This is a genomic window from Paracoccus sphaerophysae, assembly GCF_000763805.1.
In the GTDB taxonomy this organism is placed as follows: Bacteria; Pseudomonadota; Alphaproteobacteria; order Rhodobacterales; family Rhodobacteraceae; genus Paracoccus; species Paracoccus sphaerophysae.
Window position 1 is genome coordinate 1 of the sequence record NZ_JRKS01000057.1, and the last position, 18,168, is coordinate 18,168.

Annotated in this window: 17 protein-coding genes; 9 read left to right on the plus strand and 8 right to left on the minus strand. The window is 70.6% G+C overall.

Features of this window, described 5'->3' with window-relative positions:
• From IC63_RS13345 to IC63_RS13365, 5 genes are all read left to right on the plus strand, one after another.
• Positions 1-922, plus strand: a 922-nt coding sequence (locus IC63_RS13345) for an esterase-like activity of phytase family protein (protein ID WP_332257803.1), incomplete at its 5' end; no start/stop codon positions are given.
• A gap of 83 nt (positions 923-1,005) precedes the next feature.
• The gene (locus tag IC63_RS13350) at positions 1,006-1,608 is read left to right on the plus strand and encodes a VUT family protein (protein ID WP_036721046.1); all 603 of its coding nucleotides are present in this window, start codon (positions 1,006-1,008) and stop codon (positions 1,606-1,608) included.
• Positions 1,609-1,900: 292 nt separating this feature from the next.
• A complete protein-coding gene (locus tag IC63_RS13355) occupies positions 1,901-2,662 on the plus strand; it encodes a glycosyltransferase family 2 protein (protein WP_036721062.1) in 762 nt (253 codons plus the stop codon).
• Positions 2,659-2,973, plus strand: coding sequence for a lipid-A-disaccharide synthase N-terminal domain-containing protein (locus IC63_RS13360; protein WP_036721063.1), 315 nt, complete (start codon positions 2,659-2,661; stop codon positions 2,971-2,973). The genes IC63_RS13355 and IC63_RS13360 overlap by 4 nt, the downstream gene beginning before the upstream one ends.
• Entirely contained in the window at positions 2,942-4,369 is a 1,428-nt protein-coding gene (locus IC63_RS13365; RefSeq protein ID WP_084115866.1) for an ArnT family glycosyltransferase, read from the plus strand. The genes IC63_RS13360 and IC63_RS13365 overlap by 32 nt, the downstream gene beginning before the upstream one ends.
• Before the next feature lie 127 nt (positions 4,370-4,496).
• On the opposite strand, the gene IC63_RS13370 is transcribed toward IC63_RS13365, so the two are convergent.
• Positions 4,497-5,678 (minus strand): acetyl-CoA C-acyltransferase family protein, encoded by a 1,182-nt coding sequence (locus IC63_RS13370; RefSeq protein ID WP_036721048.1) that lies wholly within the window; start codon positions 5,676-5,678, stop codon positions 4,497-4,499.
• Positions 5,679-5,882: 204 nt separating this feature from the next.
• Here IC63_RS13370 and IC63_RS13375 point away from each other — a divergent pair, with 204 nt between their 5' ends.
• Entirely contained in the window at positions 5,883-6,470 is a 588-nt protein-coding gene (locus tag IC63_RS13375) for a transglycosylase SLT domain-containing protein (RefSeq protein WP_036721049.1), read from the plus strand.
• Between the two features lie 74 nt (positions 6,471-6,544).
• Here the strand turns inward: IC63_RS13375 and IC63_RS13380 are convergent, their stop codons facing one another.
• Positions 6,545-7,141: a LolA family protein gene (locus IC63_RS13380; RefSeq protein WP_036721066.1), complete on the minus strand. Its 597-nt coding sequence runs from the start codon at positions 7,139-7,141 to the stop codon at positions 6,545-6,547.
• A gap of 128 nt (positions 7,142-7,269) precedes the next feature.
• Positions 7,270-8,493 (minus strand): FAD-dependent monooxygenase, encoded by a 1,224-nt coding sequence (locus IC63_RS13385; RefSeq protein ID WP_036721050.1) that lies wholly within the window; start codon positions 8,491-8,493, stop codon positions 7,270-7,272.
• A 208-nt stretch (positions 8,494-8,701) separates the two neighbouring features.
• Here IC63_RS13385 and IC63_RS13390 point away from each other — a divergent pair, with 208 nt between their 5' ends.
• A complete protein-coding gene (locus IC63_RS13390; protein ID WP_036721051.1) occupies positions 8,702-10,030 on the plus strand; it encodes an amidase in 1,329 nt (442 codons plus the stop codon).
• A gap of 6 nt (positions 10,031-10,036) precedes the next feature.
• Here IC63_RS13390 and IC63_RS13395 read toward each other — a convergent pair whose 3' ends face one another.
• Positions 10,037-10,450: a VOC family protein gene (locus IC63_RS13395; RefSeq protein WP_036721052.1), complete on the minus strand. Its 414-nt coding sequence runs from the start codon at positions 10,448-10,450 to the stop codon at positions 10,037-10,039.
• Positions 10,451-10,595: 145 nt separating this feature from the next.
• Between IC63_RS13395 and hfq the strand changes: the two genes are divergently transcribed.
• On the plus strand, positions 10,596-10,829 hold the full coding sequence (gene hfq / locus IC63_RS13400) for an RNA chaperone Hfq (RefSeq protein WP_020949330.1): 234 nt from the start codon (positions 10,596-10,598) through the stop codon (positions 10,827-10,829).
• Positions 10,830-12,230: a GTPase HflX gene (hflX, locus tag IC63_RS13405; RefSeq protein WP_084115868.1), complete on the plus strand. Its 1,401-nt coding sequence runs from the start codon at positions 10,830-10,832 to the stop codon at positions 12,228-12,230. It begins immediately after the preceding gene.
• Between the two features lie 315 nt (positions 12,231-12,545).
• Here the strand turns inward: hflX and ntrX are convergent, their stop codons facing one another.
• The 4 genes from ntrX to IC63_RS13425 all read right to left on the minus strand — a co-directional run.
• Positions 12,546-13,934, minus strand: coding sequence for a nitrogen assimilation response regulator NtrX (ntrX, locus tag IC63_RS13410; RefSeq protein WP_036721055.1), 1,389 nt, complete (start codon positions 13,932-13,934; stop codon positions 12,546-12,548).
• Complete coding sequence (locus IC63_RS13415) at positions 13,931-16,210, minus strand: sensor histidine kinase NtrY-like (RefSeq protein WP_036721057.1); 2,280 nt, start codon at positions 16,208-16,210, stop codon at positions 13,931-13,933. Before IC63_RS13415 ends, ntrX begins: the two co-directional genes overlap by 4 nt.
• Before the next feature lie 88 nt (positions 16,211-16,298).
• Entirely contained in the window at positions 16,299-17,705 is a 1,407-nt protein-coding gene (locus tag IC63_RS13420) for a response regulator (RefSeq protein WP_036721059.1), read from the minus strand.
• On the minus strand, positions 17,705-18,168 hold a 464-nt coding region (locus IC63_RS13425), incomplete at its 5' end, for a two-component system sensor histidine kinase NtrB (protein WP_036721070.1). The genes IC63_RS13425 and IC63_RS13420, both read right to left, overlap by 1 nt.

An 18,168-nucleotide genomic window follows, 5' to 3' on the forward strand; every position in this document is an offset into this window, starting at 1 on the left:
CGCCCAGCCTGCCCCCGCGCCCGCCACGCCGGGGACGCCGGCGGTGGTGGTCGATCAGTTGGGGGCCCATGTCTGGCAGGCATCCGACGCCGATTTCGGCGGCTTCTCGGGGCTCGAGATGTCCGACGACGGTGCCCGCTACTGGGCGCTGTCCGATCGGGGCACGATCCGCTGGGGCAGCGTCGAACGCGACGCGCAGGGTCGGATTGCCCAACTGACCACGGCCGGCGCGGCGCGGTTGCAGGACAGCAAGGGTGGCAAGCTCCAGCCCGGCTATCTGGGCGATGCCGAGGGGCTGGCGATCGACGCCCGGGGCCGCATGTTCGTCAGCTTCGAGGGGCTGGACCGGGTCGCCCGCTTCGACGACCCCGACCAGCCCGCCACGCCGCTGCCCAAGGCGCCTCCCTTCGCGTCGCTGCGCCGCAATGCGGGGCTCGAGGCGCTGGCCGTCACCCCAGCGGGCGATCTGCTGGTGATCCCCGAGGACTGGGCCGAAACCGATCCCGGGTTTCCGGTCTGGCGGTTCCGGGACGGCGCCTGGTCCACCGTCTATCGCCTGCCCCGCGACCCCCGCTGGGCGCCGGTCGGCGCCGATGTGGGGCCGGACGGCAAGCTGTATGTGCTGGAACGCGATTTCCGCGGCCTGATGGGTTTTGCCAGCCGCGTGCGCCGCTACGCCATGACCGACGACGCCCTGGGCCCGCCCGAGCCGCTGATCCAGTCGGTGCCGATGCAATACGACAACCTGGAAGGCATTGCCGTCTGGGCCGACGCTCAGGGCATCCGCATCACCCTGATTTCCGACGACAACTTCCTGTTCGTCCAGCGCAACGAGCTGGTCGAGTTCCGCATCCGCGAGGGCAGCGGGTCGTCGCTGCTGGGCGCGGCCTTTGCGGCGCCCCTCCCCTCGGCGCTTGACTGATCCGCCCTGCGCGTCGTAACCGCGCCCCGTCCCGCAGCCGCGGGGCCGAGTTGTTCCGCGACCTTGTAAAACGGAAAATCACCATGCGTTCCCTGCTGCCCGCCATCCTGGCGATGGCCGCCGTCGTGCTGGCCTCGAATATCCTCGTGCAATTCCTGCTGGGCGACTGGCTGACCTGGGGGGCGCTGACCTATCCCGTGGCCTTCCTCGTCACCGACGTGACCAACCGCATCCACGGCGTCGCCGCGGCCCGCAAGGTGGTGCTGGCGGGCTTCGTCATCGGCGTCGCCTGCTCGCTGGTGGCGGCCGGGATGGACAAGACCACGCTGCGCATCGCCGCCGGATCGGGGGCGGCCTTCCTGGTCGCCCAGCTGCTGGACGTGTCGGTGTTTGACCGGCTACGCTTCCGCGACTGGTGGCAGGCGCCGTTCCTGTCCTCGCTGGTCGGATCGGTCGTCGACACGGTGCTGTTCTTCACCATTGCCTTCGCGGCCTTCCTGCCCCCCGACGCCAATACCGGCTGGACGTCCGAGCCCGTGCCGCTGCTGGGAACCGGCCCCATCCTGCCCCTGTGGATGTCGCTGGCGGTGGCGGACTGGTCGGTCAAGATGGCGCTCGCCGTGCTGGCCCTTGTGCCTTATCGCGGCATTGTCCGCAAAATATTGTCCCGGCCGGCGGAAAACTGATTGACTTGTTTCCGCCCTGTGTCACGCTGCCCCTATCGTCAACCCAGCGAAAGGAGGTGGTCCAGTGTCGAGAGTGATGTTGGAGAACGGAGTCGGGACAATCAGGGGGGCCACCGCCTGAGGGCAGCCCCAAGGGTCGACGCACCCTGCCTGGGACCGGATGCATTCCATCCCTAACCGGACCATCTCCCAGATCTCGCGGGCCGTCCTCAGGGGGCGGCCCGTTGGATTTCCGAACCGGCGCGGCCGTTGTAAGCTTCCCGTCATACTCGCGCTCTAGCAGATGCCGACCATGACCAGCCCACTGCCCGCGTCCCTCCTCTTCCCCCGCCTGTCCGTCGTGATCCCGTGCCGCAACGAGGCGGGGAATATCGGCCCGCTGATCGCGGGGATCGAGACCGCGCTGGCGCCGCTTTCCCCGTTCGAGGTGATCGTGGTCGATGACGGGTCCACCGATACGACGCCGCGGACGGTGCTGGACATGGCCGCGACCCGGCCGTGGCTGCGGCTGCTGCAGCATCCGGTGTGGGGCGGGCAATCGGCGGGGGTCCATAACGGCGCCATCGCCGCCCGCGCCCCGATCGTGGTCACGCTGGACGGCGACGGCCAGAACCCGCCCGAGGAACTGCCGAAGCTTGTCGCCCCGCTGCTGGACGGCCCCGCCGATCTGGGCCTCGTCGCCGGCCAGCGGGTCGCGCGGCAGGACACGGCGTCCAGGAAGATGGCCTCGCGCCTTGCCAACCGGCTGCGGGCGCGGGTGCTGGCCGACGATACCCGCGACACCGGCTGCGGGCTCAAGGCGTTCCGGCGCGACGCCTATCTGGCGCTGCCTTTCTTCAACCACCAGCACCGCTATCTGCCGGCGCTGTTCGCCCGCGACGGCTGGCGGGTCGCCCATGTCGACGTGGCGCATCGCCCGCGCGGCGAGGGGCGGTCGAACTATTCCAACTGGCAGCGCGGCCTGGTCGGGGTCAGCGACCTGGCCGGGGTCGCCTGGCTGATGCGCCGCCGCAAGACCGTGCGCGCGACCGAACTGACCGGGGAAACCCGATGATCCTGTCGCTGATGCATTTCTTCAAGGTCACCACCGAGGCCGAGCTGTGGTGGGTGATCTTCGGTTTTTTCGCCCAGGCCATGTTCATGATGCGCTTCCTCGTCCAGTGGATCGCGTCCGAACGTGCCCGCCGGTCGCTGGTGCCGGTGGCTTTCTGGTATTTCTCGCTGCTTGGCGGGCTGACGCTTCTGGCCTATGCCGTCCATCGTCGCGATCCTGTCTTCATCTTCGGGCAGGCCTTGGGGACGGTGATCTATGTGCGGAACCTGTGGCTGATCCATGCCTCTAGGAACAGAACGCTGGAAAGCTGATCCGCTCGCGGCCCTGGTCATCCTCGGGCTGACCGCGTGGCGGCTGGCATGGCTGCCGGGCTCGGATCTCGAACTCTACGTCGACGAGGCGCAATACTGGCTGTGGGGGCAGGAACTCGCCGCCGGCGCCTGGTCCAAGCCGCCGCTAGTCGGCTGGCTGATCCGCGCCGCGAACGAGGCGGTCGGCTCGGACGCCCCCTGGGTCGCGCGGCTGCCCTGGCCGCTGGTGCACGGCGCGGCGGCGCTGGCCGTGCTGGCGCTGGGCCGGCGGCTGGCGGGCGGGCCGGTCGGGGCGCTGGCCGGGGTCGTCTATGCGACACTGCCGGCGGTGTCGGTGGGCAGCATCCTGATTTCCACCGACAGCCCGCAACTGCTGGCGCTGGCGCTGTTCCTGCTGGCCTGGGTCGCCCTGCCCGGCCGGCTGGGAGCGGTGCTGGCCGGGGCGGCGCTGGCGGCGGGGGTGTGGTCCAAATACGCGATGCTGTTCACGCTGCCGGGGCTCGCGCTGGCGGCGTGGATCGACCCGCGCTGGCGGCGGCCGTGGGCGGACGCGCTCATCGTGGCGCTGGTGGCGCTGGCGTTGTTTGCGCCGAACATCTGGTGGAACCTGACCCATGACCTCGCCACCGTCCGCCACACGGCCGAGAACGCCGACTGGCGCGGCGCGCTGAACCTGACCGGCGCGGCCGCGTTCCTGGCCGAGCAGTTGGGCGTCGCCGGCCCGCTGAGCTTCGCCGCGCTGCTTGCTGCGCTGGCCCGCCGCTGGCCGCCGGGGCTGCGCGGGCTGGTGCCGATCGCGGCCGCGCCGCTGGCGATCGTGCTGGCCCAGGCGCTGCAGTCCGAGGCGAACGCCAACTGGGCCGTCGGCGCCTATGTCGCGGGCAGCGTGCTGATCGCCGCCTGGCTGGCGCCCCGGCCCCGGCTGACGGTCGCGGCGGTGGCGCTGAACGGGGTCGTGGCGATGGGCCTGCCGGTGATCGGCACGCTGGCGCAGGACTGGCGCCGCGACGGCCAGCCGGTGCTGGCCCGCTATGTCGGCAACACCGTGGTCGCCGACCGCGTGATCGCCGCGGCGCAACAGGCCGGCGCCACGTCGATCGTCAGCGACGACCGCGCTCTGCTGGCCGAACTGACCTGGCGCGTGCGTGCGACCCGCGCGCCCCTTGCCGTCCGCGCGGTGCCGGGCCGTCAGGGACCCGTGCCCAGCCATTACGACATGCTCTATCCGCTGCGCGCCGATCCCGGCCCCACCGCGCTGTGGGTGGGACAGTCCGACCACGCGCCCGCCTGCCTCGGCGCCTTCCTCTACCTGCCGCCGGGCGAGGGCGACCTGGGCCGCCGCCGGCTGGCCACCGCGCCGGTCTCGGGCCCGTGCCTCGACGCGCTGCGCCGCTGACCCACGCCCGATCTTCTGTCCGCAAATATCCTGGGGGAGTCGCCGCAGGCGACGGGGGCAACGCCCCCCCGACGGAAAGACCCGGCCGCATCGCTGCAGCCGGGCCGTTCGGTCACGAATGATCCGCTCAGATGCGCTCGATCGCCAGCGCGATGCCCTGGCCGCCGCCGATGCACATGGTGACCAGCGCGGTCTTGCCGCCGGTCCGTTCCAGTTCGTACATCGCCTTGACGGTCAGGATCGCGCCGGTGGCGCCGACCGGGTGGCCCAGCGCGATGGCGCCGCCGTTCGGGTTCACCTTGGCGGCGTCCAGCCCCAGCTCCTTGTTCACCGCCAGCGCCTGGGCGGCAAAGGCCTCGTTCGATTCGATGACGTCGAAATCCTCGATCTTGAGGCCGGTCTTTTCCAGCAGCGCCCGCACCGCCGGGACCGGGCCGATGCCCATCACCTCGGGGCGCACGCCGGCGTGGGAATAGCCCAACAGGCGGAACTTGGGCGTCAGGCCGGCGGCCTTGGCGGCATCGGCCCGCGCCAGCACCAGCGCCGCGGCGCCGTCGTTGATCCCCGAGGCGTTGCCGGCGGTGACCTTGCCGTCCTTCTTGAACACCGTCTTCAGCCCGGCCAGCGCCTCGGCCGAGGTCGCCTTGGGGTGTTCGTCGGTGTCGAAGCTGACCGTGCCCTTGCGGCTCTTGATCTCGACCGGGACGATCTGCTCCTTGAAATAGCCCTGCTCGATGGCGTTGGCGGCGCGCTTCTGGCTTTCCAGCGCGAAGTCGTCCATCTCCTGCCGGCTCACGTCATGCTCGTCCGAGACGTTCTCGGCCGTGACGCCCATGTGGCCGGTGCCCATCGGGCAGGTCAGCGCGCCGGTCATCATGTCGAGGATCTGCTGGTCGCCCATCTTGGCCCCCGCACGCAGCTGCGGCACGAGATAGCCACCCCGGCTCATCGATTCGGCGCCGCCGGCGACGGCGAAATCGGCGTCGCCCAGCGCCAGCGACTGCGCCGCCGACACGATGGCCTGCGCGCCCGACCCGCACAGCCGGTTGACGTTCATCGCCACCGCCGTATTCGGGATGCCCGCGTTCAGCATCGCCACACGCGACAGATACTGGTCCTTGGGTTCGGTGTTGATGACATGGCCGAACACCACAGTGCCGATCTTGTCGGGCGAAATGCCGGCGCGTTCGATCGCGGCCTTGGTGACGGTCGCCGCCAGTTCGATCGGCGGCACGCCCGCCAGGCTGCCGCCGAATCCGCCGATGGCGGTCCGTGCGCCGGACAGGATGACGATGTCGTTGTCTGCCATGTGAAAAGCTCCCCCAAAAGAATGATCCGAGTCCTTGGGGGAAGCTTACCCAAGCCCGGCCGCTACACAAGGGGCAGGCGGCGAGTGCCGGCCGGCGGCAAACGGCCGCTGCCGGCGGGCCGCGGCGATTTCGGGATTCCCCTCGGGCGGCGATGTCCCTAGACTTGCGGGAAAACGACAAGAACGAACCGGGCAGTCGGGCACATGAACAATTATCTCAAGCTGGCGATCGTCATGCTGGTGGCGTCCTGCGGGGGCGGCGGCGGCAGCTTCAAGGCGCCGCGCGACCTGGACAACGCCTGCGCGATCACCTCGGAACGGCCGGCCTATCTGCGCGCCATGCGCGACACCCAGCGCCGCTGGGGGATCCCGATCGCGGTGCAGATGGCGGCGATCCACCAGGAATCCAAGTTCATCGGCGATGCGCGAACCCCCCATCAATACGCGCTGGGGATCATCCCGATCGGGCGGCAAAGCTCGGCCTTCGGCTATTCCCAGGCTCTCGACGGGACGTGGGAGGAGTATCTCACGGAAACCGGCAAGCGCCGGGCGCGGCGCGACGATATCCGCGACGCCACCGACTTCATGGGCTGGTACATGCACGGCAGCACCCAGCGGCTGGGGATCTCCAAGCAGGACGCAGCGTCGCAGTACCTCGCCTATCACGAGGGCCGCACCGGCTTTGCCAATGGCAGCTACCGGGCCAAGACGTGGCTGATGGCGGTCGCGGGCCGGGTGCAGGCGCGGGCAGAAATGTACCAGGTGCAGCTCATCTCCTGCGGCCGGGCCTGAACGGACCACCCTCACGCCACGCAACGCAAAACGCCGCGGAGCCCCCGCGGCGTTTCGTTTTCGGCAACGCGGCCTTACTTGCGGCGCGCGACCTCGTTGTTGATCGAGAATTTCGACGCCGGGATGCCCACGCCCTTCTGCATGTCGCCCAGGATCACCGTGGTGCGCTTGCCCTTGTCGTCGGTGACGACCCACTGGCGCAGCTCGGTCGGGTTGGCGGTGAACACCATCTGGATGTTGCCGTATTCCGGATGTGCCGGGTCATGCGCTTTGACGATGGTCGAGTTCTTCTTTTCCGAATGCCCGGTCACCATGCCGTTGCGGCCCAGATTCACGTTGTCGGCCAGGATGATGTTCAGCGGCGTCTTGGACAGCGGATATTGCTGCGCGCCGGAGTTCGATTTCTTGTCGAACACCGCCACCTGCCCGCCCGAGGCGAGCACCAGCGTCTGGTCGCCCTTGTATTCGAACCGCACCCGGCCCGGGCGCTGGATATAGACCTTGCCCGGCGTCACCGATCCGTCGGCGTTGACCTGACTGAAATCGGCCACCACCGTCTTGAGGCTGTTCAGATAGCGCGAGATTTCGTTGAGCGGGATTTTCTCGGCCGCCGCGGGAAGCGCGAAGGCGAGGGCGAAGGCGGGCGCAAGAGCGAGAGAGCGAAGGTTCATGTCAGGGATCATAGCGCCTTCCCAAAGGGTTGCACGTCACGAAACGGGGACGGCTCGGGTCCCGAACGCTCGCGTGCAAGTGAGGGTTCCGGGGGGCTGAACGCGGCCCCGGCGCTGCCAGCGCGGCGCTAAAGCGGCTGGCCCGCCAGCAGCCGCGGCATCGGCGCGACCGACAGCCCCGCGGCCTGGCGCATGAAGGCGCGGCGCAGCGGCGGGATCGCGGTGACCACGCCCATGCCCAGCCCGCGGGCCGTCCGGAGCAGCGGGTTGTCGTTGGAAAACAGCCGGTTGACGCTGTCCATGCCCAGCCCCAGAGCGGTCGCGTCGAACCGCCGCCAGCGCTGATAACGGTCGAGCACGTCGGCGGCGCCGATATCCTCGCCGCGGCGGGCGGCATCGACGATGACCTCGGCCAGCGCCGCCACGTCGCGCAGGCCCAGGTTCAGCCCCTGCCCTGCGATCGGGTGGACGCCATGCGCGGCGTCTCCGACCAGGGCGATGCGGGGGGCGACGTAGGAATCGGCGAGGCTGAGGCTCAGCGGATAGGAAAACCGCGGCCCGGCGAGGCTGATCGCGCCCAGGAAGTCGCCGAATCGGGGGCGCAGCACGTCCAGGAACGCGTCGTCGGGCAGCGCGGCGATGGCGCGGGCCGTGTCGTCCGGCTCGGACCAGACGATGGAACTGCGGTTGCCCGGCAAGGGCAGGATCGCCAGCGGGCCCGAGGGCATGAAATACTGCCACGCCGTGCCGTGATGCGGGCGCTCGTGATCGACGGCGGCGACCAGCGCGGTCTGGCCATAGCCCCAGCCGCGCCGCCTGATCCCGGCCCGCGACGCCACCCCCGACCCGCGCCCGTCGGCCCCGACCAGCAGCCGCGCGGTCACCGTGCGGCCGTCATCCAGCGTGACGCCGACCTGCCCCGGCTGGACCTGCTGCCCGGTTACCTGCCGCCCCGGCAGATGGGTGACCTTGCCCTGCATCGCCGCCAGCAGCGCTGCATACAGGAAGCGGTCTTCCAGCATGTGCCCGACCGGGCCTTCCTCGATCTCGGCGCTGTCGAAGGACAGGTGGAACGGCCCGGCGCCCTCGCCCGGCTGGCCCTGCGCGGCCTCGACCTTGAGGATCGGCTGCGATTTCGGCGCCAGTTCGCTCCACAGCCCCAGCGCGGTCAGCAGCCGGCGCGAGGCCAGCGCCAGCGCATAGGCGCGGCCGTCGAAATCGTCGGCGGCGCGCGCCGTCGCCGGGCGGGCGTCGATCACCGCGACCGACAGCCCGGCCCCGGCCAGCGCCAAGGCCAGCGCCGGCCCGTTCAGCCCGCCGCCGGCGATGATGATGTCATGGTCAACCGTCATGCGCGGCACCCTAACGACGCGCCGCCGCCGGGTCCATGCGGCATCGCGCGCCGCCGCCACCCGCCCGCCGGACCGCCCGACGCCGGGGGTTTTCCACCCCCGGACCCCCGGAGGGTATTTGGGACCGCCCGAAGACCCCATTGCCGCAACCGGCGGCCGAAGTTAGCCTCGCCCGGTCGATTCAGGGGTCATTTCAGGGGGGACGGGCATGGACTGGCTGAAGACTCCGGCGGTGGAACAGGGGCGCGCGATCATGGCCGGGCTGGTCAGCCCGCTGGACCTGGCCGAAGGCTATCTGGACGCCATCGCCCGCGCGCCGCTGTCCGACCGCATCTATGCCCGCACCACGCCCGACCGCGCCCGGGCCGAGGCCGTCGCCGCCCATGACCGCGCCAAGGCCGGGCTGCGCCGGGGCCTGCTGGACGGCGTCGCGCTGAGCTGGAAGGACAATATCGACAGCGCCGGCGTGGAAACCGAGGCCGGATCGCTGCTGCTGGAGGGCCGCGTGCCGGATGCCGATGCCGCGGTGCTGGCCCACGCGACGGCCCAGGGCACGGTCTGCCTGGGCAAGACCCACATGACGGAACTGGCGTTTTCCGGGCTGGGGCTGAACCCGCCGGTGGCCACCGTGCCCAACGCCTTCGACGCCGGTCTGGTGGCGGGCGGGTCGTCAGGTGGCGCCGCGGTCTCGGTGGCGCTGGGGCTGGCGGCGGCGGCGATCGGGTCGGACACCGGCGGCTCGATCCGGCTGCCGGCGGCGTGGAACGGGCTCGTCGGCTTCAAGCCCACCACGGGCGCGGTCGACATGGCGGGCGTGCTGCCGCTGTGCGCCCGCTTTGACGTGGTGGGCCCCCTGGCCCGGACGGTCGAGGATTGCGCCGAGCTGTTCGCCCTGATCCGCGGCACCGCCGCCCCCGACCTGCGCGGGGCCGAGCCGGGTGGCCTGCTGGTCATGGTGCTGGACGGCGTGCCCTTCGATCAGGCGCGCGAGGCCCCCGTCGCCGCCTTCGAGGAAGCCGTGGCCCGGCTGGCCGCCGCCGGAGTCTCGGTGACCCACGCCGCCCCGCCCTGCGTGCCGCAGGCGATGGCGCTGGCCCCCACGCTGTTCGCGCCCGAGGCCTATGGATTGTGGCGCGACCAGATCGAGGCGGCGCCGGAGCTGATGTATCCGCCGATCCTCGAGCGTTTCCGCGGTGGCCGCGAGGTGAGCGCGGCCGATTACGTCGCCGGCTGGACCACGCTGGACCGGCTGCGCCGCGACTGGGCCGAGACGGTGGCGGGCTTCGACGCGGTGATCCTGCCGACCGCCCCGATCCTGCCGCCCGAGATCGCGCGGCTGGAATCCGACGCGGCCTTCTTCGCGGCCGAGAACCTTCTGGCGCTGCGCAACACCCGGATCGGCAACCTGCTGGGCCTGCCCGCGATCACCCTGCCCACCGCCCGCCCGGCCTGCGGGCTGATGGCGATGGGTGCCGCCGGTCAGGACGCGCGGCTGCTGCGGGTCGCGGCCGGGCTGGAACGGGCGCTGGCGGGCTGAGGCGCCCTAGCGGGCGAAGATCCCCGCGGTGTCGGCAAAGCCCTTGACCTCGATCGGGTTGACCGAGGGGTCGCGGAAGAACATCGTCCCCTGCTCGCCCGGCTCGCCGGCAAAGCGGATATGCGGCTCCAATTCGAACGCCACGCCGGCACCGCGCAGGCGCTCGGCCAGGGTCGTCCAGTCCGCCATCCCCAGCACCACGCCCAGATGCGGCATCGGCACCATGTGATCGCCGACCTTGCCGGTGTTGGTGGTGGCGAAGGGCTGACCCAGATGCAGGCTGATCTGGTGGCCGAAGAAATCGAAATCGACCCAGGTCTCGGTGGACCGCCCCTCGGCGCAGCCCATGACCCCGCCATAGAAGGCGCGGGCCGCGTCCAGATCGGTGACGTGATAGGCGAGGTGAAAAACGGACTGCATGCGGCGCTTCTTTGCTTGGGCGCAGAATAGCGCGCCGTTGCGAAAGGGGAACACCCGGCGCCCACGTCGGTGGCCGCCTTGTCAGCCCGCGGGCGCTCGCCTAGATGTGATCGTGTCTGCCCAATAACAAGAAAAGGTGTCCCGCATGGCCGGCGACAAACAGAACCTTCAGGATGCGTTTCTGAACCATGTCCGCAAGGCAAAGGTTCCGGTGACGATCTTCCTCATCAACGGCGTCAAGCTGCAAGGCGTCATCACCTGGTTCGACAATTTCTGCGTGCTGCTGCGCCGCGACGGCCAGTCGCAGCTGGTCTACAAGCACGCGATCTCGACGATCATGCCGGGCCAGCCGATCAGCCTGTACGAAGGCGAGGACTGAGTGGCGGAAACCCACTCGACCGAGACCCGCCCGATCCGCTCCTTCGTGATCCACCCCGATCTGGGCGACCGCCGCGGCCAGCGGCGCGCGCCCGATCTGGCGCTCGAAGAAGCCGTAGGGCTGGCCCGCGCCCTGCCCGCGATCGAGGTCGTGGGGGCGACGGTCGCCAAGCTGCGCAACCCCTCGCCGGGGATGCTGTTCTCGTCCGGCAAGCTGGCCGAGCTGGGGGCCGAGATCGCCGCGGTCGATACCGAACTGGTGCTGATCGACGGCCCGGTGACGCCGGTCCAGCAGCGCAACCTGGAAAAGGAATGGGACGTCAAGATCCTTGACCGCACCGGGCTGATCCTGGAAATCTTCGCCGACCGCGCCCGCACGCGCGAGGGCGTGCTGCAGGTGGAACTCGCGGCGCTCTCCTATCAGCGCACCCGGCTGGTCCGCGCCTGGACCCACCTGGAACGCCAGCGCGGCGGCTTCGGCTTCGTCGGCGGTCCGGGCGAGACGCAGATCGAGGCTGACCGCCGCGCCATCGACGACCAGATGATCCGCCTGCGCCGGCAGCTGGAACGGGTGGTCAGGACCCGCACCCTGCACCGCGCCGCCCGCGCCAAGGTGCCCTATCCCATCGTCGCGCTGGTGGGCTACACCAACGCCGGCAAGTCGACACTGTTCAACCGCCTGACCGGCGCCGAGGTGATGGCAGCGGACATGCTGTTCGCCACGCTCGACCCGACGATGCGGGCGATCCACCTGCCCTCGGCCGATGGCGAGGCCAAGGGGCGGCGCATCATCCTGTCCGACACGGTGGGCTTCATCAGCGACCTGCCGCACGAGCTGGTCGCCGCCTTCCGCGCCACGCTGGAAGAGGTGCTGGAAGCCGACCTGATCCTGCATGTCCGCGACATCAGCCACCCGGAAACCGAAGAGCAGGCGGCCGACGTGGGCGACATCCTCGACAGCCTCGGGGTGGACGAGGACGTGGCGCTGATCGAGGTCTGGAACAAGATCGACGCCCTGTCCCCGGACACCCGCGCCGCCCTGCGCCGCACCGATGCGCGCCGCGCCGACGTGCAGGCCGTGTCGGCCCTGACCGGAGAGGGGCTGCCCGACCTGATCGCCGCCATCGATGCCCGCCTGGCCGAGGTGCTGGACGAACCTCGCCGCCCGGGCGAGGTGCTGGTCCCCCATGCCGACGGCCGGCGCCGCGCCTGGCTGCACGACGCGGGCGTGGTGGAACGCGAAGAGCCGGCCGAGGACGGCCAGCGCCTGCGCGTCCTGTGGACCGACCGCCAGCGCATCGCCTTCGAGGCACTGGACGGGGCGCGAGCCGACGCCGCGGACGAGGACGACGCGGCCGAGCAGCGCACGCCGGGGGGCTGGGACCCGCTGGCGAACGACTGAGGTGATGCCTGTCGCTTGCCGTATCGGCGGGCCCACCCCGGCAGGGATGCGGGCGCAGGCGGGCGAGGGGACAGGGCGGCACGTCCGGTGCCGCTGCCGCGCATGAACCGCGGCAAGGGTCCGGCCGACCCTGCCGCCGCGTCGCCGCTCGTCGGCGGTCAGCGGGTAAGGCAGTCCGCCGTCAGGTCCCCAAGGTCAAGACAGGACGAGGGGGACGCCGGCGCCTTGTCAGATCCGAATGACGACACGCGCAGCAAAGCCGGCGACAACCTTCCACCGTTGGCCGATTCGATGAAGGACAGAGTGGCGTCCGGCCTACTTCGCCATCATCTCGTCCTCGACCCGCATGCCCCCGACCACGCCCAGCGACTTGAGCTTGCGGTGCAGGGCGCTGCGTTCCATGCCGACGAACTGCGCGGTGCGGCTGATATTGCCGCCAAAGCGGTTGATCTGGGCCAGAAGATATTCACGCTCGAACAGCTCGCGCGCCTCGCGCAGGGCCAGAGCGGTGATCTGGGGGCCAAGCGCCAGTGCCTCGCCGTTTTCGGGGGTGGCGCCCTGCGGTTCCAACTCGGACGGCTGGATCGGGCCGGTGCCGTCGCCAAGGATCAGCACCCGCTCGATCACGTTGCGCAGCTGGCGGATGTTGCCGGGCCAGCGCATCGCCTGCAGCGCGGCGACGGCGTCGTCGGGCAGTTCGCGGACCGGCATCCCCTGAGCGGCGTGGAACTGGTCGATGAAGTGCCGCGCCAGCTCGCCGATATCCTCGCGCCGCTCGGCCAGGCCCGGGACGGCGACGGGGACCACGTTCAGGCGGTCGAACAGCTCTTGCCGGAACCGGCCGGCGGCGATTTCCGCCCCCAGGTCGCGATTGGTCGAGGAGATCACCCGCAGGTCCACCCGCACCCGGTCGGTGCCGCCGGCGCGCTGGAACTGCTGTTCGGTCAGCACCCGCAGGATCTTGGGCTGGGTCCCCAGCGGCATGTCGGCGACCTCGTCGAAATAGATCACCCCGCCATGAGCCTGTTCCAGCAGGCCCGGCTCGATCCCGCGCTCGGGCGTCTCGCGGCCGAACAGCACCTCCTCCATCCGCTCGGGCTCGATGGTGGCGCAGGGGACGGTGACGAATGGGGCATCGGCGCGCGGGCTGTGCGCGTGGATATAGCGCGCGGCCAGCTCCTTGCCGGTGCCGGGCTCGCCGGTCAGCATGACGCGGCCGTTCGACCGCGCCACCTTGTCCAGGTTGTCGCGCAGGCGCCGGAACGGGGCCGAATGCCCCAGCATCTCGGCCGCCGCGACCTCTTTCCGGCGCAGCTGCACATTCTCGCGCCGCAGGCGGCTGGTTTCCATCGCCCGTGTGATGACCACCATCAGCTGGTCGATGTTAAAGGGCTTTTCGATGAAGTCATAGGCGCCCTGCTTGATCGCGGCGACGGCGATCTCGATGTTGCCGTGCCCCGAGATGATGACCACCGGCACCGAGGGGTTGTTGCGCTTGACCTGCTTGAGGATGTCGATCCCGTCCATCCGGCTGTCCTTCAGCCAGATGTCGAGGATCATCAGCGCCGGTTCCTCGGCGTTCAGGGCGCCGATGGCCTCGTCGGCATTAGCCGCGGTGCGGGTGGGAAAGCCCTCGTCGCCCAGGATGTCCGCGATCAGCTCGCGGATGTCCTTTTCGTCGTCGACGATCAGAATGTCGCTCATTTGCCTGTCGCCTCTTCCAGTTTCTGTTTGCGCGCGCCGGCCATCCTGACCGGCTGGCGTTCGCGGGGGATGCGGATTTCGGCCAGCGCGCCGCGATGGCCGGTGGGGTCGGGGGCGGCGTCGGTGAGGGTCAGCGTGCCGCCGTGTTCCTCGACGATCTTCTTGACGATGGGCAGGCCCAGCCCGGTGCCGCCGGCCTTCATCGTCACGTAGGGTTCGAACAGCCGGCTGCGGTCCTCGGGCAGGCCGACGCCGTTGTCGCAGATCCGGATCGTTACCGCGTCGGGGCGGGCGACCATCTCGACGGCGACGCGCGGGGTCCAGTCGCCGGCCTCGGGACCGCGGGCGCGGTCGCGGACCGCCTCGCCCGCGTTCTTCAGCAGGTTGGTGAAAACCTGCCCCATCATCCCGGCGTCGCAATCGACGATCACCGGGTCGGCCGGGATGCCGGTCGCCACCCCGCCCTCGATCGCGTCCTGCTGCAGCACCACCGATTCCCGCAGCAGCCGGGCCAGGTCCGTTTCGCGGCGGTCGGGTTCGGGCATCCGCGCAAAGCGGCTGAATTCGTCCACGATCCGGCGCAGATCGCCGGTCTGGCGGATGATGACATCGGTATACTGCGTGATCGCCTCGCGGTCGTCGTCGCTGGCGGCCAGCTTGCCGAACTTGCGCCGGATGCGTTCGGCCGACAGCTGGATCGGGGTCAGCGGGTTCTTAATCTCGTGCGCCACCCGCCGGGCGACGTCGCCCCAGGCGGCCATCCGCTGGGCCGAGACAAGCTCGGTCACGTCGTCGAAGGCGATCACGTAGCCGGCGATGGACCCGTCCTCGGCCAGCCGCGCGGCGATGCGCACCAGCAGGCTTTCGATCCGCCCGTCGCGATTCAGCCGCACCTCGTCCTGGACGCTGTCGGCGACGGACTTGCCCAGCCGGTCGAACAGGGGCGCGAATTCCGGCACCACCTCGGCCAGCGGGCGGTCGTAGTCCCCCACCGGGTCGATCCCCAACAGCCGGTTGGCCGAGCGGTTCACGAAGTCGATCTGCCCGTCCTCGTCCAGCCCGATGACCCCGGCGGTGACCGAGGCCAGCACGCTGTCGAACAGCCTCCGCTGGTCCTCAGTGACGCGATAGCTTTCGACCAGCTGCTGGCGCTGCTGCTTCAGCGCCTGGGTCATGCGGTTGAAGCTTTGCCCCAGGGTCTGGATCTCGTCGCCGGTGTCCGGCTCGGGCACCTGCACGTCCAGATTGCCCTCGCCGACCTGTTCCGAGGCCGCCGCCAGCCGCCCGATCGGGCGCGCCAGCCGTTCAGCAAACGACAGCCCCAGCCAGATCGCCGCCGCCACCAGCAGCAGCGCAAAGCCCAGATACAGCAGCGAGAATTCGAACAGCACCCGCGACCGGGTGCGTTCCAGTTCCTGATATTCGCCGACCGTGGCGCGGGTGTCGTCCAGCAGGCCCAGCAGGCTGCCGTCCACGTCGCGGGTGACATACAGATAGCGGTTGGCCAGCCGGTCGAGATGCACCAGGGCGCGGAACTCGCTGTTCTGCCAGTCCTCGATCAGGGTGATCCCCTCGCGGTTGGCGGACTGGAACTGCGCCTCGGTGGGCTGTTCGTACCAGAACCGATAGCTGCGGTCGCCGCGGGCGCGGATGGCGCCGGTGCTGTCGATCACATAGGCCTCGCGCAGCCCGCGCTGGATCAGCGCCTGGCCTTCGGTCAGGACGGTGCGGATGGTGCCGTCGTCCAGCACCGGCGCGCCCTGGCCCGCGTCGTTCAGCACCCGCGCCAGCAGCATCGCGTCCTCGCGCAGGTCGCGGCGGTGTTCGTCCTGATAGGCCTCGGCGGCCGCTAGCGAGGTGCCGACGACCTGCTGCACGCGGTCGGAAAACCAGCCCTCGAGCCCGATGTTGACGGTGAGCCCGGCGAACAGCGCGACCAGCACCGTCGGCACCAGCGCCAGCGCCGTGAACACGCCGACCAGCCGCATGTGCAGCCGCGACCCGGTGGCCGAGGACTTGCGCGCGGTCACCAGACCGGCGAGCCGCGCCGCGACCAGCCCGACCAGCAGCAGGATATAGATCAGGTCGGCCAGAAAGATCAGCCGCAGCCCGGTGCTGGCGGTGCGGTCGCTCAGCGGGCCCATGATGACATAAGTGGCGACGGCCAGCACCGGGCCCAGCACCGCCAGCAGGATCGTCGCTGCGTTCTGCACGCGGCGCTGCCGACGCAACCGCGCCAGCCGATCCCAGGGTCGTCTCGCAAGGGCCTGTGCCACGCCTGCCCGTCTTTCGCCTCGGTCGCCGTTGTTTTCACGGCGTTCATGTTGCCCGGACGTTACGTTTTCCGGGGCTCGTGTGACCGTTTTACATCACACGGCGGCGGCGTGCTACCTCGATGTTCAGGTCGCTCACCTTCTTGCGAAGCGTATTGCGGTTGATCCCCAGCAGATCGGCGCAGCGCAGCTGGTTGCCGCTGCAGGCGTCCAGCGCGATCTGGATCAGCGGGCGTTCGACCTCGCGCATGATCCGGTCATAGAGGCCCGGCGGCGGCAGCTGGTCGCCGTGCATGTCGAAATAGCGCTGCAGGTGCTGTTCCACGGTATCGGCAAGCCGCCCGTTGGCCGCGCCCCGGGCATCGCCGCCGCGCGGCTGCGCGGGACCGGCAAGCGCCACGGCGACCTCGGGGGCCTCGATCGTGGCGCCGGTGGCGGTCAGGGCCAGCCGGCGCAGGATGTTGTCCAGCTCGCGCAGGTTGCCGGGGAAGGGGTGGGCCCGCAGCGCGTCCAGCGCGCCGTTCGACAGCTGCGGTGCCGGAGAAGCGGCGCGTTCCAGCGACACCTGCGCCAGCGCCGGCAGATCGTCCAGCCGCGCCCGCAGCGGCGGCGCGGTCAGCACCAGCCCGGCCAGCCGGTAATACAGGTCCGGCCGCAGCCGCCCCTCGGCCGCGTCGGCTTCCGGGTCGGGGCCGGTCGTGGCCACCAGCCGCGGGGCGTGGGCGCGGTCGGGACCCGCCTCGGCGGCCTCGATCAGGCCCGCGATGCGGGCCTGCGCGGCCGGGTCCCACCCCGCCGGGTCCTCGAGCACCAGCGTGCCGCCCCGCGCCGCGTCCAGCCGCGCGGCGAGCGTGTCGGCCGGATCGCCCGCGGTGATCCGGACCAGCGGGCCGTCGCGGCGGTCGCCCAGGCTGTGCAGCGCCTGCGCCAGCGTGCTGCGGCCGGTCCCCGGCTCTCCGGCGACGATCACGGCGAGGTCGGTGTTCACCACCCGCGCCACGGTCCGGAACAGCGCCTGCATGACCGGCGCGTGCCCGATCAGCATCGAGGCCGGATCGTCGGATCGCGCCGCCGCCGCCGCAGCAGCAGCCGGCGCCGCGGTGGTCGCCGGGGCCGGCGCCGTCTCGCGCCGGGGCTGGCGCGCGAGACCCGCGCGCACCCGCGCCATCAGCTCGGGCAGATCGAAAGGCTTGGGCAGATAGTCAAAGACCGCGGCCTCGGTGGCGCGGATCGCCGTGACGATGGTGTTCTGGGCCGAGATCACGATCACCGGCAGCCCCGGCCGCGTGCGCGCGATCGAGGGCACCAGGTCCAGCCCGTTGCCGTCGGGCATCATCACGTCGGTCACCACCAGATCGCCGCGGCCCTCGTCCACCCAGCGCATCAGCTGCCCCAGGCTGCCGGTCGCATGGACCTTGCACCCCGCCCGGGTCAGCGCCTGGGTCAGCACCGTGCGGATGGTGCGGTCGTCATCGGCGACCAGAACGGTTCCGTCCATCAGCTTTCTCCCTGCTCGGCCGGCTGCCGGGCGATCGGCAGCGACACGCGAAACACCGTCCGGCCGGGCCGGCTGTCGACATGGATGCGGCCGCCATGTTCGGTGACGATCTTGCCGACCAGGGCGAGCCCCAGGCCGGTGCCATTCTCGCGCCCCGACACGAAGGGCTCGAAGATCTGGTCGGCGATGGCGTCGGGGATGCCGGGGCCGTCATCCTCGATTTCCATCTGCAGCGGCAGGGCGGCGCCGTCCTCGGCCCGGACGCTGCCGTCGTAATGGGTGCGCAGCCGGATCAGCGCCGGGCCGCGGGGATCGGCGGGGCTGCGCGCCTCGCGGGCGAGCGCCTCGGTGGCGTTGCGCAGCAGGTTCAGCGCGACCTGCATCATCCGGTCGGGATCGACCAGCGCCGGCGGCAGCGAGGGGTCGTATTCGGCCACCATCCGCGGCGCGCCGCCCCTCTGCC

Excerpts from the sequence above, each read along its gene's own strand:
- IC63_RS13350 (WP_036721046.1), top strand. The coding sequence starts at position 1,006 with ATGCGTTCCCTGCTGCCCGCCATCCTGGCGATGGCCGCCGTCGTGCTG.
- IC63_RS13355 (WP_036721062.1), top strand. The coding sequence starts at position 1,901 with ATGACCAGCCCACTGCCCGCGTCCCTCCTCTTCCCCCGCCTGTCCGTC.
- IC63_RS13360 (WP_036721063.1), top strand. The coding sequence starts at position 2,659 with ATGATCCTGTCGCTGATGCATTTCTTCAAGGTCACCACCGAGGCCGAG.
- IC63_RS13365 (WP_084115866.1), top strand. The coding sequence starts at position 2,942 with ATGCCTCTAGGAACAGAACGCTGGAAAGCTGATCCGCTCGCGGCCCTG.
- IC63_RS13370 (WP_036721048.1), bottom strand. The coding sequence starts at position 5,678 with ATGGCAGACAACGACATCGTCATCCTGTCCGGCGCACGGACCGCCATC.
- IC63_RS13375 (WP_036721049.1), top strand. The coding sequence starts at position 5,883 with ATGAACAATTATCTCAAGCTGGCGATCGTCATGCTGGTGGCGTCCTGC.
- IC63_RS13380 (WP_036721066.1), bottom strand. The coding sequence starts at position 7,141 with ATGAACCTTCGCTCTCTCGCTCTTGCGCCCGCCTTCGCCCTCGCCTTC.
- IC63_RS13385 (WP_036721050.1), bottom strand. The coding sequence starts at position 8,493 with ATGACGGTTGACCATGACATCATCATCGCCGGCGGCGGGCTGAACGGG.
- IC63_RS13390 (WP_036721051.1), top strand. The coding sequence starts at position 8,702 with ATGGACTGGCTGAAGACTCCGGCGGTGGAACAGGGGCGCGCGATCATG.
- IC63_RS13395 (WP_036721052.1), bottom strand. The coding sequence starts at position 10,450 with ATGCAGTCCGTTTTTCACCTCGCCTATCACGTCACCGATCTGGACGCG.
- hfq (WP_020949330.1), top strand. The coding sequence starts at position 10,596 with ATGGCCGGCGACAAACAGAACCTTCAGGATGCGTTTCTGAACCATGTC.
- ntrX (WP_036721055.1), bottom strand. The coding sequence starts at position 13,934 with ATGAGCGACATTCTGATCGTCGACGACGAAAAGGACATCCGCGAGCTG.
- IC63_RS13420 (WP_036721059.1), bottom strand. The coding sequence starts at position 17,705 with ATGGACGGAACCGTTCTGGTCGCCGATGACGACCGCACCATCCGCACG.